Consider the following 16,097-nt stretch of genomic DNA (forward strand, 5'->3'; position numbering starts at 1 on the left):
TCAATGGATTGTTGAATGGTGCATCCGCAGACACATGTTCTCAAATGTCATCAAACTCTTCTGTGATAGGGTGGGCTTCGCGTGCCGGATTTTTTCATTGTGCTGGAGATCGCGGCGCTCGGGATCGTTGTCATGACCGCCAGCCTTGCAGCCTTTATCTATCTGAATGCAAGATAGTGGCCGCGTTCTCGAGGCCGCGCTTTGTATCAATGATGTTCGTGATGATGAGGCTGCTCCGACGCGCCATTCGCGCCACAGTTCATCTGCGACAAACCCAGTTGATCGCGGATGCAGAAACATCCGCTTTTCGCGTTCCCATCTGCGAGCGCGGGCAATGCGTTCCAAGCACTGGAGCCATGTTGCGCGTTTCCTAAGCATTGAGTGTTGCCGTGTCCTTCAGAGCCTTCCATCGTCTCGTCGCGCATCTCGCTGAGCGACTACCCAGTTCCTATTTCGAAGCCAAGCTGGACGCCTATCTGTTTGAACAAAGTGATGAGGCAATCGCCCGCGCCATGGAGCGGGTACATTATTATCATAGGGCCGGTCACAGGTTCCCCGCCTGGCATGCCGAGATGGGTTCCTGGCCCAAACCATCCTGTCCTTATTCCGACGACCTCACAGTCTATCGGCGATATTTCGCGCCACAAAGCAAGATCAGTTATCGCGTGGCGCCAGACAGTCGCCCTGGTGATTGTCCGACAATCGTCAAGAGCAGATCGGTCCATACTCTCAGCGAGAAGGCGATCTTGTTCAAACTGGATGCTGACCGCCTGTACCCGCGCATACGCGATGCAAAGCGTTTTACCGATAAGATCGCACTGGCGGCCAATGCCGGACAAAGCCGGGATTGTGCGCATCACCAAGCGCGGTGCAGCGCGCCCGCCGGCCCATTCGGTTCCCCCTGTTATCTCCGCAAACCCACATTGTCGCGCAGGCAGTTGCTCGGGTTCAGATATATCCTGTTTCACCAGAACCCGGCCTGTACCTGCAATCCGAAATGGATTATGTCGAGCCAATCGCTTTGCATGATGCCCGAGCCCGCCCATGAGACCTGGTTCATGGAGGGCTGCCTGCGTCCAAACTACCATTTCGTGCCCGTGAAACAGGACCTGTCCGACCTCACGGACAAGGTGTCCTATTATAACGACCATCCTTTGGAAGCGAAAGAAATCATCCACAACGCCAATATCTTTGCATTGCGATTTGACGATCGAGCTAGTGAACGGCTGATCGGATTTCTTGTGTTGATCAAATACCTGTTTCTCAGTGGCCAGATCGAGATATCACCGCGACTGAAAAGCTTTATATGTGATGAGCCAAAATCCGGCGCCTTCTGGTAATCGCGGCTCTGGTTGGGTGCCGATATAAACTGTGCCGTGGACACGGGTCCATCATGAACAGATATAGTGGATGGGGGTGGTGTGGCAGCGACAATCAAGCCCGATGCCGCTCTACAACGCAGGTCGTTCTCCGGGCATAAAATTGCCCGGAGACGGGGAGTGTCACCGGGCAAAAGCATTCGCTAGGAGGAGACAACTGCAACCTGAAGGTTCGGGGTTGGGTGAAAGCACTCCCTGCTGCAATTGTCCTTCACACTATACTTCATTTTTTTAAGTTGTGCAACTCGAAAAATGAATATAGATCATTACTAATACTTAAAAATATAATATAGTCCATTTTTACTCTTCACCTCAGAAAAGATGAAGCAGGACCGTCATGCTACTTGCGGTATCGCCCCTATCGCAAGGCGTATCGTTTGGACCCGTTAGGTAATGACGAAGCGGATTGAGAAGTCAACCGATCCGCTTCGTCACACGGGCCTGCGCGCAATGATGTTCTCTCGACGCAATTTGCGCTAGCGACGACGCGATCCCCAACGATTTCCCGGGCCTTCAGCAAAGGGGTGGTGATATCCTGGATGGTCACGCCACCCTGGTCGATCGCCCCAATGTGGGCGCGGTGGACCCCATCCTGACTGGCAGTTCCGTCCGATGCAGCCATTGTAATAATTGGGACCGCCACGCCACCCCGCATAGGGTCGTGGTCCCCAACCCGGGCCCCAGCCACGACCCCAACCGGGGCCATCATAATAATTATTGTTGTTGATCGCGGAGCCAATGGCAATGCCGGCGATTAGGGGAATGCCGATGGCTGCGGCGGATGTGCCGAAATTATCATAGGTGCTATATCCGCCGGAGGTCCGGACCGCAATATAGCGTGAGGACGCCCAGCCATCCATGCCCGCATAGCTGACCCGGCACCAGCCATAGCCGCTCGTACATCCCGCAACCACGACGCCGACACCGTTTGGAATGCGACCCATCGTCATATATTGCGTCCCCGGACCGGTCCGCAAGTTTAGAGTTGTGGTGACGATCGCACTGGCTGCATAGGCATTGGTTGAAAGAGTAATTGCTAATATGCCAAGTGATGTTGCAAGGGAATGCTTCATAATATGACCCTCGTGCAGTTGCATATCAAATATAGCATAATATTTAGGGCGAAGAGAAGGCATAAACATTTGCACTAACTGCAGTCATGAATTCGACAACTCTAATAAAGTAATATATTAACAATATTGAATGCTGTATTATAGGCTTCGCAAGATCAAATCAAGCTGATCATATTGGTTAAGTGCAGCAATCAAATCGCTGCCTGCGGGCTTTGCAGGTGCGATGGTGCGTTGCGAAGCGGTGGCGACAATCGCTACCGCAATCAAAGACAGTGCGATGGCTGGCGGCGTCTGGACGATCTGGACCGGGGCTTGCGATCAGAACATGTTGGCATTCCGATCTGCGCGCCGCGCATACGTGCGCGACCGCGACCTGGAGCAAGCGTTGATGAAGGTTGATCACCAAGGCGTATGACGCTTCAGTCGTCTTCGCTGCGGGCAAGGTCTTGCTGGTGCAGGTGCAAATGCGCATAAAGTTCCGGCACATAAATTGGCAGCAGGGCACCATAGGTCATCACCAGCGACTGCAGGAAATCCCGTTGGCGATACTCCGCATGCGCTGGTGTCTGTGCCGACTCGGGTCGCTGCTTTAAGAGTGAGACGATCGTCAATATCAAAAACCCCAGACTGCCGATCAATAGCAGGCAGGCAATCAAAGCGAATGGATGGTTCATCTTTTGCCTCCTCTGGCATTTGCTGGTGCTGATGATCAAACGAAAGGCCCCATCGGCACAATACCAATGACGTGCAGGGCATCCTGTGCCGGCTAGTAATACTCACCAATATGTAGGGGGTGCAGGAGCGGAATTGTTGAACGATCGCGCGGGACTATGTCGCGATACCCTTAAGTAAATTTGGCTCAACTTCATCCCACGTTGTTGCTATTGTACTCATTCTGGTTTCATGACAAGTAATGGGTTGTGTTCGTACCCTCCCAATTCACGACACATCGCCCGGATGCTCGGATTGCCTCCGAATTAATGAGCATCCGGGCCTTTTTGGAAGCCCTCTGCCAACTTCAATCAAGCGGGTTGCTCCATCTTTAAAAAGCGGGGGGGCTGTGATGCGGGGAGCTGATGAGGCGCCACGTGTTGTTTCCGCAGCCTCTGCCAGTATCAACCGACAATCAGCGCTGCTCCAGAGCCAACAGGCTGTATGTTGCCCATGCCGGGTCACGCACTCGCGGCTTGCGGATATGTTTTCTTAAGCATTTGGATCTGGGTGGCAGTGCCTTTGAAGGTCAGTGCGCCCGTGCGGTTTCTCGCATCCCTTTGAAAATTCGTGGATAGCCTGCGGGCCGGGGGGGGCGCAAGGTGAATCAATGAAAAAATGCGGGTTATGCGTTCGCTGAGCAGTCATGCAGTGGGTGTTCACCATGTCTACACAAACAGCGGTCGCTAAAGCAACGAGGGGTTGATGGGGTAAATTTCGTGGGCTGACAAAAAGGCCGTATCGGTACGGTAATGTACAGTTCAAGTGAAAAAGGAGAAAGACTCGTATTTCGATTTCTGAAATGCTATTATGTGACAGTATTTACATTAGGGATTTTTTAAATGTCCTATAGCGATTTAAGTACGTTTCAGTGGATAGGTCTCGTGTTAATTTACGTAGTTATTATATACCTGATTGCAATCGGTCATCAATCGCGGGGGACTATGTAAGTTTTGAGCGCTTATACAGTATCTTGCGTGCGGTGCGGCGTGTCGCGGCTTCTTCCTTCATCGGGGGAAAAAGCTGCTTTCGGAGCGTGAGATCGAAGTAGCGCTGTTGCGAAGAGACAAATCAATATTTCCGATTATTTGCTTTTTCCGCGCATATATTCCCGATCGACGCGTTAAGAAGCAGCGCCGAGGCACTCTTTCCGCGATATCTGTTGCAAACTAAGTATAGACATGGAGTGATCATCACTCCGCTTAGCAATGACACTTGATTTTTGTTTTTTGTGAAATACAATTGTACAGATGGTCGCTGGAATCAAACCGGCTTTCAGTGAAGAATGTAACAGCCTGCGACGTGTGGGGGAAAGACATGAACCGATTGTTCCTGTCGACGGCGCAAATGGATCCGGATTTCAGGAATGAGTTCTGGCGCACGCTCATTCGACCGATCTATGAAATCTCATCCTTTGACGGGGATACCAAGGCCCCGCTGGAAGGCAAGATTTTATCATTTTCAACCGGTCCCCTGACCATTGGCGCGACAGCCCACAACCAACAGCGTTATCAGCGCGACAAGCGGCTGATCGGAGTTGGTGGGCTGGATTTCTATATGATCCAGATGTTGACGGGCGGCAGTTTGGTCGGAGATTTCGACGGGCGGGATGTCAAGGCCTCGTTGGGCGACATTGTCATTATTGATTTGGCCCGCACCGTGAAAAGTGAGGCGACCGCCGGGCGGCGTATCACCACCACCTTGCCGCGACATGCGCTGCAAAAGGCAGTTGGCTGGCAAAATCTGCATGGGGTTGTCTTACGCAAGGATGTGGGGTCAACCCGGCTGATAACGCAGTTTCTTGGCGCCACACTGAAGATTGCGCCGCAATTGACGGTGGACGAAGGGGCTGCAGCACAGCAGGCGCTTATCCATCTTTTTGCCGCTGCGATAAGGGGGTTGTCGACCCATCTCACTGCCCCTGAGGCTTCGGTGCATAGCGTCAGCCTCAAGGAAATGATCATCGCCTATATCGACCAGCACGCCATGTCGCCGCAATTGACAGTGACTTCCATCATCGACCGATTTAATATTTCCCGCGCGCATCTTTACCGCCTGTTTGAAGCGGAGAATGGCATTTCCAGTTTCATTAAGGATAAGCGCCTTTCGGCGGTGCTGCGGGCGATATCGCGCGGCGAATTTCGCTTTCTGTCGACCAAGCAGCTTGCCTATCAATCCGGCTTTGAGACTCCAGAAGCCTTTAGCCGACAGTTCCGGGCGCGCTACGGTGTCAGCCCTCGGGAGATGCTGAAGTCGGGTCCGGCCGCCGCGCAGGCGATCAGCAGCGAGTTTGATCTTCACTCGCATCTCCGGACGCAGGTCCTGGCTGCAGCTGGCGCAATCAACACCGCTCATGCCGGACGACACCAAAGAGATTTTTGAGGAGAGGGGCGGTGATCCGCAATGCGGTTCGATCGCCTGCGGAGGGGAGCGCGGCGCACTGATCGGCTTTTTGCGGCTCTGGCGTGCGTAGGTTCAGTCTTTCTTCTCGGCCCGGCAAAGATAAAATTTGCCTGTATATTTTTTACATCTGAAAAGAAAGCCGTGACATTGAAGCCGCTATTCGATAAGTAAAAGCACAAAAGAATACTTGTATATTAGATATATATATTAAAGAATGCTAATATACCAACATTTATACAAATATGGACCTGCGTTTGACATTCTTGTTGGAGATCAGGCGCTGATCTATTCATTCACCATTCCAGAAAGAATTTCTAATCATGACCTCCAGAAAATTGCTTGGAATCGCCGCCTTAACTATCCTTGTAGCGGCAGCGGGCGCGCTGTATGGCTGGCATCGCCACCAGGAGCGGTTCAGTGCGCAGACGGATCTCAACATCAAGAATTTCGTCACAAAGGGCCCGTCCTGGTATACCAGTGGACATCGCGTGGAAACAGTCAAAGCCGACCCCCAGTAATCGCAGGGCTGGTCGCATGCTTTTTGACGACAGCCTTTGAGGGGCTTATCAAACGAAAGCCTGCGGGCGTTTCCATTGACGAGGACCGGTCCTGTCTGTTGTGAGACTGGTGACAGAAGACCTGTTGTCCTCAGCAATACACATTCCTGTCTTCAGCCGAAGCCTTGGAACGAGTTTAAAAGGCGGCAAGTACAACTTGCCGCCTTGTTTATGATGGTCGCATCATCAGCGTGGGTTTTATCAGGCCTTGTATCTTTCAACGCCGCCCATCCAGGTTTCACTGACCTTGATCTGGCTGATCTTGACGTCCGGTGTTGTGGGATCTTGTTCCAGAATAGCGAAATCTGCGAATTTGCCGACCTCGAGCGATCCGATCTGGTCCTCCATGTGGCATTGCCATGCGGCATCGATGGTAACGGCGCGCAAGGCCGCGTCAACGGGGATACATTCCTCGGGGAAAAACACATCGCCGCCTTCATTCATGACGCGGGTCACCGCGTCCTCGACGTAGCGCAGCGGCTCGATCGGGGTGACATTCCAGTCCGAATGCAAAGAGATTTTCAGGCCAGCGGCAAGCGCCGATGCGCAAGGGTCATAAAAGCGGGCACGATCGGGGCCCAGGATCCGATCGCGAAATGCCTTGCCCCACCAACGGACATGGCCGATCAAGAAGGACGGCGATACCCCCATCGCCTTCATACGTTGCATCTGGTCGGGGTGAAAGACACTGCAATGTTCGATACGGTGGCGCAAGGGCGTGTCGGAGGTCTTGCCCAAGACGGCTTCATAGGCATCGAGAACCATATCGATGGCGGCATCTCCATTGGCATGAACGCCGACCTGCCAACCGCCCTCGTTGGCGCGGCGAATGACGTCGGTGACCTGTTCGAGACTGAAATTCAGCGCGCCACGTGTTTGCGTGTTGAGATAATTTTCGCGCTGGAAGCCGGTTTCGGCCTGATTGGAGCCGTCTGCCCAGGCCTTTATGCCATCGACACGGAATATGTCGTCGCCACGGCCGGGCGTAATGCCCTGGGCTTCCCATTCGTCCATGATCGTGGACACGAGCATGCCGCGATAACGGACCGGCGACTGACCGTCGGCGAACACCGCGTCAAGGATCTGCAGGTCCTGGGCGCCTGCCATAATGCCGATGCCGCAATCATGCAGCATGGTACAACCGACTGAGCTGGCCTGTTTGAGCAACCGTTGTACCCGGTTGACCATATCTTCACCGCTGGGCGAAGGCATGGCGCCGAGAAACTCCTGCTGCGCTGCCATTTCCTCAAGCCGACCGGTCAACTGGCCATCGCCGCTGCGCACGAAGCGCGCACCGACCGGGTTGGCGACATCCTGGTTGATGCCTGCGGCCTTGAAAGCGGCGCTGTTGGCATAGGCGATATGGCCGTTGCTTTCCTGCATGAAGAAGGGATTGTCAGGGGCGAGCGCGTCAAGTTCGGCAAGAGTGGGTATCTTGGCGCCGGAGGTGATGCTGGCATCAAATTGCTGGGCGCGCACCCATTCCCCTGGCTTTGCCTTTGCCACGCCAGCACGCAGTTTTGCCCAAACGCTCGCATAATCCGGTGTGGTTATCGGGCTGACGTCAATCCAGTCTTCAAAGGCGGTGAAGACGAAATGCATGTGCGGATCAATCAGGCCGGGCATCAGACTGCGACCCTGAAGGTCGACGACCCGCGTTGCTGATTGCACGATAGCCTCGACGTCCTTGAGGGCGCCGACGGCGAGGATGCGATCGTTGCGCACAGCGATGGCCTCGGCACGCGCATTGGCACCGTTCATTGTCAGGATCGGGCCACCCTTGAAAATGATGTCTCCAGCCTCTGCGGTTGTTGATTGCTGCGCAAAGGCCAGCCCGGGTGCGCTGCAAGCAAAGGCCGATGTTGCAGCGGCCTTGCCGAGAAACTTTAGAAAATCACGGCGCGAAGCCATTGATTGCAGGTAAGAGACCATTCCCGGATTACAGGCTATACACATCCAAACATCCTTTGCGCTCGAAAACGCTTTGTTGTCCCAACGGAGACTTAAGCTTGGCGCAAATATATACTCTAATATTATTATTGGAAGATGAATATTAAAATGAATAATATACATTATATATTAGTAATAGCGATAATAAACAAAAATGAATAAGAATAAAATTTTATCTTTCTGATATTTTTCTTGTTTCGTGATGTGTTTGCTGATCCAGCACTACGTCCAATGCTTCGCTGCGATGCTGTTCGCCACATTCGGCGAAAGGTGCCGGGACCTGACGGTGTAGCGACCGTCGCGATCCAAGTATCGCGAAGAGAAGCACACTTCCATAGCTTGGGTGACCGCAATGGCTGCTTCATTTGCCGCAATCCGGAATCGTTGCAACGGCGCATACCCATTGCCTTATGCAGTCGGCCAACCGAAGCCCGCGGCATGCTTGGAGTATGCTCGGGCTTAATGGCTCACAATCAATTGGAGTTGTAAGGCAGCATGCCACGTGAATGATGGACTTGCGGTCAAATGACAGGGTCGATGAATGCGGGGCGAAGTGGAATGCAACGTCTCGGTTAAAGAAACATCTGTGGCACCCAATGTTAACTGGTCGCGACCGGGTCATCCGGCGAGCGACACAATATAAGAAAGTAAGAGTGTTGAAGTATCCAGATATCTTAGGCTTGTTCCTGTCCTGTGGTTTCTTTCTGGCAGGGGCGGTTCCGAGCGTTGCGACCACCTATTCGGTTGAATATGCGCAGACAGGTGGACTTCAAGTGAGGACGGACCGCGGTGCGCACGCAGCGGCGACAACGCTTGTTCTGCGCGGCGTCAACAATGGGTTGCAGCCGCAGGTGGAGGAGGTCTCCTGCGATGGCAAGATGCTTGACCGCAGCAGTGCCGGAACATGGCAGGTGTTTGCCGGGTGCCGGCAACTGCGCTGGACCATTCCATTGGACAAACCTGGCTTGAGCTTGCCAACCGCGCAGCGCAGCCTCGCGCTGGAAACCGGCATATTGTTGTCGGAAGGCTCGTCATTGCCGCGTCTGTCTGACGCGAGCAAGCCGGAAATCATCAAGCTTCCCCCAGGTCGGGTGTTTCCCTTTACGGTCGGTGGAAAGCTGCAACTGCCAGCTGTTGACCAGCCCTTTCTGTTCACTCTCATCGGTGACGTGCCGATGATTGAAAAGACAAGCGGACAAATCAGTCTGTTTGACTTTCTCGATCAGACCGATGCAAAAAGTCGGATTGCTGATATGAGCCTGCATCTTGCTGGTCTGCACTGGCTGACAACGCACCTTCACGCCAAGACGGTACAGAATTTTTCAGTGCTGTGGACGGGAATCCCTCAGGACGGGCTGACATTGAGCGGCCAGACCGGCAAGGGTCTGCTGGTGGTCAATTATGCAAACGGCGAGCATGCAGAGCGGTTTGGAGAAGCAATGCGCCTTTATGTGCCGTTGCATGAGGCGGTGCACCAATTGGCAATGTCTGATCAGCGACGACCGCTTTGGTATGATGAGAGTTTGGCAAGCTATCTGGCAGCGCAAGCGACTTTGACAGTCACGCATAATGCGCCGGGCGCTTTGGCGATGTTTGAGCGGTTTAAAGCTGATGGCAGCCGCATGAAAGGCGGGCTGATCGCCATTGACCAGCATATAACCGACAGCGGCGATACGGGCGCTATTGCCGCGTTCTATACCAAGGGCGTTGCCTTCTGGGACGCTGTCGACGCAGCCCTTGGTTCTCGCGGCGAAAGGCTTGCAGACTATTCCGCAGCTTTGGTGCGCGCCAACGTCACCGACAATGCTTTGCTGCCCGATTTTATCCAGTCGACGCTGCATTTGCCGCAAGATGTCTGGCGGTCGCTTGAGGGAGCCTATCTTCTGTGATTTAGGTCTTGTGACCCCGGATTTATCGCAGTTGGAGCGACCTTTGTGCGCCCGAGAGGGCACGGCGCTCTAACTGCCCGAAGCGCCAGGTCACTCTATGCTCGGCTTTAAGTCCGAAGCTGCAGCCCCGTATCACGCTCTCTGTTATCGAACGCATTCACATGATGCGAACGCAGCCATAGGTCTTCGCTTCAGCGAGACCCCTGTCCGTCGAGCATTCATTCGAACCACACGCAGAACAATTGCCGGTCGAGGTAAGCCGTGTTCCGTTCCAAATCCAATTTTTGCAACCGAAATTGAAAACCTGCTCGTCGTTTGCGGACTAAGTGCCATATTGAAACGATCCCTTGTTGGATATTCATCCATCCTCTATCGAATATCCATTCATTCCACTTTCTTACGCGACAAGAATTTTTCCTCAGCGATTGACCCGCCTTATGGTGCAAATTTTAGCAGATTGCTAAAGGCCTTATCTCGGGACGTCATGATGCTGCGCGCTCTGCAACGGTTGCCCATGGAGGACGCTTATCGTTCACGAACTGGTTGTTGCGGATCGGGTGTCATGGGGGATGCCTGGCAGCGTTCAGCTGTGATGGGTCCTGCGTCAGCCGGGTGTCGCGGCCCGCTTGAGAGCCGTGTTTGGTCCATGGATTTCCAGCGGCAAGCAATCGGCATTGCCAGAAAGCCAGTGCCAGAAGGCCAGTGCCAGGGAGCAAAGACCTTCCCGGCTGCAATCTGTCTGTGGAATCTTAGCGCCGACACGCGCCAGAACAAAACACAAAGGCCACTGCCGAGCGCTTCTGGTGAGGTAGAGTTGAAAGGATGAAGCGCCCGGCTGTTGTGCGCCAATGAAGCGACATGCGATCTTGCACATGTTTTACGGCTCGCAACAATCGCAAGAGCGAGGGAGTTTCATGAGCGAGGAGACGGATAAGGCGCCTGCTGCGTTTGGCGAAGGCCAGTGTGGATTAGACAGCATGATTGCTAGCGGCGAAGCCAGCCGCGCAGACCGCAATAGGGGATAAGGGAGGACAAGAGCAGGGCAAAAAATGAAACCATGACCATACGCGCATCGCCAATCCGCACGGCAATCTCTCCGGGCTGGTCGACATAGGGCAGCATGGTTCTGAAATCGATCGCACTGCTCAAGAAGGCGAGAAATGCCAGACCGACGACTGTCCAGAAAGCTTGAAGACGTTGCCTGAGGGAAAGAAATACGGCGATCCAGCCCAACAGCATTGGCAAACCGATATTGCACAGGAACGTCACCATGCGTCCAATCTGCGGGGCAGCGGCGGGTTCGGCAACTCTCCCCAGGGACACGGCTGCCAAGCAAAGGACAAGGATGGCAAGATGCAGAAGCGCCAGCGGAGCCAGCACCAGGGCAGTTTTCGGATAGGATGCGACAAGCGAACGGAGTTTCGGCTGCGCGATCATCGCCTGCGCTAGGTGCCTGGGTTCGCCCATCCTCTGAAAGGCAATTTTTTCCGCCAGTATGCGGCTTTGCCCTTGCCGTTCGAGTTGATCGCGGACATCAAGAAAATGCTGTGTCAATTCATGAAGGTAGCGTTTCACATAACTGGATTTGATCCCAGCGAGGAGGAGTTCTTCGCGTAATCCGTCAAAGGGGGTCGTCATTTGTTCCTCGCTCGACGTTCTTGACATCTATTGGCCCGATCCGACGCGGATGTGTGAGGGCTGCTGCTGACGGTTCTTCAAAATGTAAAAGCCGGTTCCGTCGGATCGGGGGAACGACAGCGGACAACTCACTGCGAAAGGACAGCGCCGAACGCATGTCGCAGAATTGTCCTTGCCTCCCCTTTACGGTCATGATCCCTCAAAACAAGCAATATTGCGCGGGACTATTTCACAGAGATGAACAGTCCGTTGCGCGGTCATCGTGGAGCGCATCCTAGCTGTTTATCGTGAAGCGATGCTGAGACCACGCTGAAGCGAAACTGAGTTTTGTCGCCATGAGCCTGGAATTGGCGGCAAATGCCGTTTCCCAGATTCTGCATCCTCCCCCACGAAAATGATACACCCAAGAAAGGAGGACCCATAAAGTTGTGGCCTGAAGTTGTGATGGTCTTTGCTGCGAAAGCCGTCCATCTTGGCGCGGCTTTGGCGCTGAAAAGCTTCTTTTCCGAGGCGCGACGAAACCTGCAGCACTGCATCTTCACAAAGAGCGGCAGGTCCGATGATAAGATCTTGCGATTGGAACAGGGTAGGCAGTGCGCATATTGCTGGTGGAAGATGATCTGGTGCTTGGTCAAGCCTTGTCGAAAGCGCTGGAGAAGCGATCCTATGGCATTGACTGGATGCAGGATGGTGAATCGGCCTTGCACGCTGTTCAGGTCCTGGACTTCAGACTGGTTATCCTCGACGTCAACCTGCCGGATATTGATGGTATCGCGGTGCTGCGCGCCCTTCGGCTGACAGGGAGCACCATACCAGTCTTGCTGTTGACGGCGCGTGACTTGTCCTCTCAACGCGTGGAGGGCCTTGATGCCGGTGCGGATGACTATCTGGTCAAGCCCTTTGATCTCGAAGAATTGCTGGCTCGGATCAGAGCGCTTCTGCGGCGCCAGGAGGGACGCGTTGAAACCGTGCTCAAATGTCAGCGTCTCGAAGTGGATACCGGCGCGATGGTCGCGCGGTTGGAAGGTCAGACTGTCTCCTTGCCTGCCAAGGAGTTTCGCGTTTTGAAACTTTTAATGGAACGTGCGGGACGATTTGTTACCAAACGGGATATTGAATATGCTCTCTACAGCGCCGAGGCCGGGGTGGAAAGCAATACGACCGAAGTCATCATTTATAATCTGCGCAAGAAACTGGGGGCCGAACTCATCACCTCGATGCGAGGGGTCGGCTACATGATCGAGCGATGAAAAAGCCAACGCTCGCCTGGTCGCTGATCATTCGGGTTGCTCCGACGAGCTTGCTGGCTCTCGTCGTCATTGGTGCTCTGGCATTTCAGAGTGCGACTTATGAAATCAATCGCATCTATGACGCGCAGCTGATCACCGATGCGAACACGCTGTGGAGCCTTCTGCAGAATTACATCCTCAAGCACGACTTCAACCCTCCGCGCCAGTTCAATGATCCAGACCTGACAATGGGCGATCAAATGGCGCTCAACACCAATCTTCGGGATTTCGCGGATGCGCGGATGTTCCGCGTCTGGAAAGGCCATCATCTTTCGATCATCTCTGCCAGCGCTTTCAGTCCTGATCAGGCGATGTCGGTTCTGGGGCTCTCGACAGCGTTTTATGATGGTGAGCCGTGGCGGGTCTACACGCTGAAGATTTCCACAGCTCCCATTGTCATCGAAGTCGCCGAGAAGACGATGCTGCGTCGTCATCTCGTCGCCAAGATCCTGCTTAATCTGATCCTGCCTTTGATCGTATTAATCCCGATCATCACGGTTTTAATATGGATTGGCATTCAGAAAGGTCTGGGCGCAGTGCATGGATTTGTGCGGCAGATCCGTAACCGTTCCCCCGATGATCTGTCGCTGATTACCACCGAGACATTGCCGCGCGATCTACTGCCATTTGGGGAATCGGTGAATCTGCTTTTGAGCAAGCTTGATCGATCTCTGACCGCTGAACGACAATTTGCGGATCATGTTGCACATCAATTACGGACACCGCAAGCCAGTCTTCGCCTGCTGCTTCAGATGCTGCAGCAGGCGGAGCAGGAAGAAGAGAGGACGATGATCCTAAACAATCTTGTCCGCAGTAATGATAAGGCGCTTCGCCTTATCGAGCAATTGTTGCAGTCCGGACGGGTCAACCATCAGGACCTGACAATCAGTCCGGTCAATCTTTATGACGTCGCCGCATCGATTCTTGCCGAATTGGGTGAGACGATCCGCAGCAAGGCACAGGATGTGGTGCTTTCAGGCTGTGAAAACGCTTGGGTGGACACCGATGAAGCCCTGTTGCGCCTGCTGTTTGAGAATATATTCGAGAATGCTGTGAAATATTCCCCGACATCGGGGCGTGTCCAGGTGCTGATTGGCGGTGCCGGCGATAATACATGGCTGGTTCAGGTTTGCGACACCGGTCCCGGCATCCCCGCACATCAGGCCGAGGCGGTGTTTCAGCGCTTTTTCCGCATCCCGGGTTCCAAGAGACCGGAGGGAACCGGACTGGGTCTGACGATCGCAGCCGATGCAGCCAAGCGACTGTCAGCAGCGATCGCGCTGGGCGTTCCAGCCTATGGTTATGGGCTGCGGGCCGACATCCGTATTCCCGCCAGCGATGAAGGATTTTAGTTCTGCCCGACGCATTCCATTTGCAGCGATCGTCAACCGGCAATTCTGCCAGTTCGAAGATTGCCGGGGATTGTGCGTGAGGGCGCGCTCAGCGCTGGCCGTTCCACTCGGTTTCGATTGGACTGGAGGCGCGCAGGATCATTTGTGCCAGGCGTCTGTTCTCCGCCTGCAACTGTTTGATCAGCAATTGCTTGAGATCGTGGTTTTCCTTCTCCAATTTGGCCAGATCCTCGTTGAAATCCGCCGGGAGCTGGTAGAATCCGACCAAGGGCTGTCGTGGCGCTTGCCCGCGAGCGTGCTGGACCGCTCTGGGCTTATCATTGCGCACTTTTTTGGGCAGGCGGTCGGGCTCGCTTTTTGCTGCAAAGGCTTGGTCGACCGACACGGGCTGGCGAACGGCAAGCGGTGCGACGCTCACGTCGCTGCCGGCAGCCACCGGCACTGGCGTGGGAGCTTTGTCTGACAGGTCGGACTGACCCGAAGCAGGCTTTGGCTGCGGAGTTGGCTTCGCCGCGATTGTTGTATCTGCGACCGAAGCAATGCCGGGGCTGTTGTCAGCACCTTCTTTGGGCGTGGGTTTCGCCGCTCCGTCATGCTTTGATGGCACAGCAAATTCGCTGTCGGTTTTTTGGGCTTGGCGTGGCGGCGGCGCTCTATCGATGGCGGGAGCAGGCGGCATTGCTGCCAGGATGCGACCGCCGGCCATTGCTGGCGCAGCAACCGCATCTGCTGCTTTTGCGACCGGCTTTTCTTGCGCACGCCCTTGAGGCGTGTGTGTTTGTGTATCGGAGGCTGCTGCGGTGTCATCCTCAACCGCGCGTGCGATTTCCTTGATATTGATATCCCCCCAGAGCGATTTCACGTTCTTGCGCGCGCGGCGATTCTTATATTCTACGATCAAACGTTTGCCGGGAAATTTCATAGGGTCGCTTCAATCCTGGAGCCGATGAGGAGGGGTCATTATCCTTTTAATCTACTCCCAGTGACAGTGTGATTCAACCCTGTGGCGTGCGTGCTCAATGCTTCCCTGGATAAGTCTGAACGCGATCACATCTCACTTTAGGTGGTTGTGGCGTCGAGGTGCCACCTGCCTTCGGGGCTTCGCCTTTAAAGCCTATAGCGCTGACTGGATAGGGCAGTCGCGGATGGCTGCAGCGCTTCTGAGAATGGGTGTTGGGGCTTTTTCAAGAGAGGGTCAGGAAATTGAAACGAGGGGAGTGGCAAGGCTGGAAACTACGGAAAATTTGGTATTTATCGTCTTCCAACCTTGCCGGAGGAGGGGTCGTTCATTCTCCACATGCATCTATTGCGATGCATGCAAGTATAATATAGATTAATATGCTTGCTTTTTCAAGATCTATTTGTGATAATCTAAATATTATATAATCATTATATAATAATATACTTTTATTTTATGTTGTGTCGACCGCAACATGGAGAGACCATTGCGGCGTTTGCTCGTATTTTTACGCCGCACGACGCCACGTCGCGCAATCGCCGTCGTGAATGGCTACTGGGTTTTTCCGGCCGCCTTGGGAAAGAATGCAAAATTGGCGATCTGCGCATTGATCTTCTGCCGATCCATGGCGAGATGTTCCTGTTCCCGACTTTTGAGCCAGGTGGCGATATGGAGCGGGGTTTCCCCCTGGGCGCTTGAAGATGCGTGCTGGGCGAACTGAGCAAATAATTGATCGAGGCTCAGTTGTACCTCACTGGCGGCAGTTCCGCGCAATTCGCAGAGAATCGCGAGGGCTGCACAAGCGAGCTTTTCGGCAGCCTCAACCCGGGCCACAAGGTTGAAGATCATCTGTTGATGAAGCTGTTCGGTGGGTGTCATCAGCACGCTCCTCTTTATC

At 54.0% G+C, this 16,097-nt stretch carries 14 protein-coding genes; 7 read left to right on the forward strand and 7 right to left on the reverse strand.

Annotated elements, in window-relative coordinates; translation table 11 throughout:
• Window positions 1-389 precede the first annotated feature (389 nt).
• The gene (locus tag QBD00_RS22170) at window positions 390-1,340 is read left to right on the forward strand and encodes a glycosyl transferase family 90 (protein WP_318580557.1); all 951 of its coding nucleotides are present in this window, start codon (window positions 390-392) and stop codon (window positions 1,338-1,340) included.
• Window positions 1,341-1,855: 515 nt separating this feature from the next.
• Here the strand turns inward: QBD00_RS22170 and QBD00_RS22175 are convergent.
• Window positions 1,856-2,452: an SH3 domain-containing protein gene (locus QBD00_RS22175; protein ID WP_191793953.1), complete on the reverse strand. Its 597-nt coding sequence runs from the start codon at window positions 2,450-2,452 to the stop codon at window positions 1,856-1,858.
• Between the two features lie 223 nt (window positions 2,453-2,675).
• Here QBD00_RS22175 and QBD00_RS22180 point away from each other — a divergent pair, with 223 nt between their 5' ends.
• Window positions 2,676-2,867 carry a hypothetical protein gene (locus QBD00_RS22180; protein ID WP_191793954.1) on the forward strand — a complete coding sequence of 64 codons (192 nt, stop codon included), beginning with the start codon at window positions 2,676-2,678 and terminating at the stop codon, window positions 2,865-2,867.
• 4 nt (window positions 2,868-2,871) lie between these two features.
• Here QBD00_RS22180 and QBD00_RS22185 read toward each other — a convergent pair whose 3' ends face one another.
• On the reverse strand, window positions 2,872-3,126 hold the full coding sequence (locus QBD00_RS22185) for a hypothetical protein (protein WP_318580558.1): 255 nt from the start codon (window positions 3,124-3,126) through the stop codon (window positions 2,872-2,874).
• A 1,354-nt stretch (window positions 3,127-4,480) separates the two neighbouring features.
• On the opposite strand from QBD00_RS22185, the gene QBD00_RS22190 reads away from it, so the two are divergent.
• Together QBD00_RS22190 and QBD00_RS22195 are read left to right on the forward strand one after the other, a co-directional pair.
• The gene (locus QBD00_RS22190; RefSeq protein WP_191793956.1) at window positions 4,481-5,545 is read left to right on the forward strand and encodes a helix-turn-helix domain-containing protein; all 1,065 of its coding nucleotides are present in this window, start codon (window positions 4,481-4,483) and stop codon (window positions 5,543-5,545) included.
• Window positions 5,546-5,886: 341 nt separating this feature from the next.
• Window positions 5,887-6,084 (forward strand): hypothetical protein, encoded by a 198-nt coding sequence (locus tag QBD00_RS22195; protein WP_191793957.1) that lies wholly within the window; start codon window positions 5,887-5,889, stop codon window positions 6,082-6,084.
• Window positions 6,085-6,324: 240 nt separating this feature from the next.
• Here QBD00_RS22195 and QBD00_RS22200 read toward each other — a convergent pair whose 3' ends face one another.
• Entirely contained in the window at window positions 6,325-8,079 is a 1,755-nt protein-coding gene (locus QBD00_RS22200; RefSeq protein WP_318580559.1) for an amidohydrolase, read from the reverse strand.
• A gap of 647 nt (window positions 8,080-8,726) precedes the next feature.
• On the opposite strand from QBD00_RS22200, the gene QBD00_RS22205 reads away from it, so the two are divergent.
• Window positions 8,727-9,962, forward strand: coding sequence for a hypothetical protein (locus tag QBD00_RS22205; RefSeq protein WP_318580560.1), 1,236 nt, complete (start codon window positions 8,727-8,729; stop codon window positions 9,960-9,962).
• A gap of 604 nt (window positions 9,963-10,566) precedes the next feature.
• Here the strand turns inward: QBD00_RS22205 and QBD00_RS22210 are convergent.
• Together QBD00_RS22210 and QBD00_RS22215 are read right to left on the reverse strand one after the other, a co-directional pair.
• Window positions 10,567-10,836, reverse strand: a complete 270-nt coding sequence (locus QBD00_RS22210) for a hypothetical protein (RefSeq protein WP_151095678.1) — start codon at window positions 10,834-10,836, stop codon at window positions 10,567-10,569.
• A 110-nt stretch (window positions 10,837-10,946) separates the two neighbouring features.
• Complete coding sequence (locus tag QBD00_RS22215) at window positions 10,947-11,600, reverse strand: hypothetical protein (RefSeq protein ID WP_151095681.1); 654 nt, start codon at window positions 11,598-11,600, stop codon at window positions 10,947-10,949.
• Window positions 11,601-12,193: 593 nt separating this feature from the next.
• Here QBD00_RS22215 and QBD00_RS22220 point away from each other — a divergent pair.
• Both QBD00_RS22220 and QBD00_RS22225 read left to right on the forward strand, forming a co-directional pair.
• On the forward strand, window positions 12,194-12,850 hold the full coding sequence (locus QBD00_RS22220; protein ID WP_151095684.1) for a response regulator transcription factor: 657 nt from the start codon (window positions 12,194-12,196) through the stop codon (window positions 12,848-12,850).
• Window positions 12,847-14,241: an ATP-binding protein gene (locus QBD00_RS22225; protein ID WP_318580561.1), complete on the forward strand. Its 1,395-nt coding sequence runs from the start codon at window positions 12,847-12,849 to the stop codon at window positions 14,239-14,241. Before QBD00_RS22220 ends, QBD00_RS22225 begins: the two co-directional genes overlap by 4 nt.
• Before the next feature lie 88 nt (window positions 14,242-14,329).
• Here QBD00_RS22225 and QBD00_RS22230 read toward each other — a convergent pair whose 3' ends face one another.
• A complete protein-coding gene (locus tag QBD00_RS22230; protein WP_318580562.1) occupies window positions 14,330-15,163 on the reverse strand; it encodes a hypothetical protein in 834 nt (277 codons plus the stop codon).
• 588 nt (window positions 15,164-15,751) lie between these two features.
• Window positions 15,752-16,078, reverse strand: a complete 327-nt coding sequence (locus QBD00_RS22235) for a hypothetical protein (protein ID WP_151095693.1) — start codon at window positions 16,076-16,078, stop codon at window positions 15,752-15,754.
• Between the last annotated feature and the right edge of the window lie 19 nt (window positions 16,079-16,097).

It is taken from the genome of Ochrobactrum sp. AN78 (genome assembly GCF_029909885.1).
Classification (GTDB): Bacteria; Pseudomonadota; Alphaproteobacteria; order Rhizobiales; family Rhizobiaceae; genus Brucella; species Brucella quorumnocens.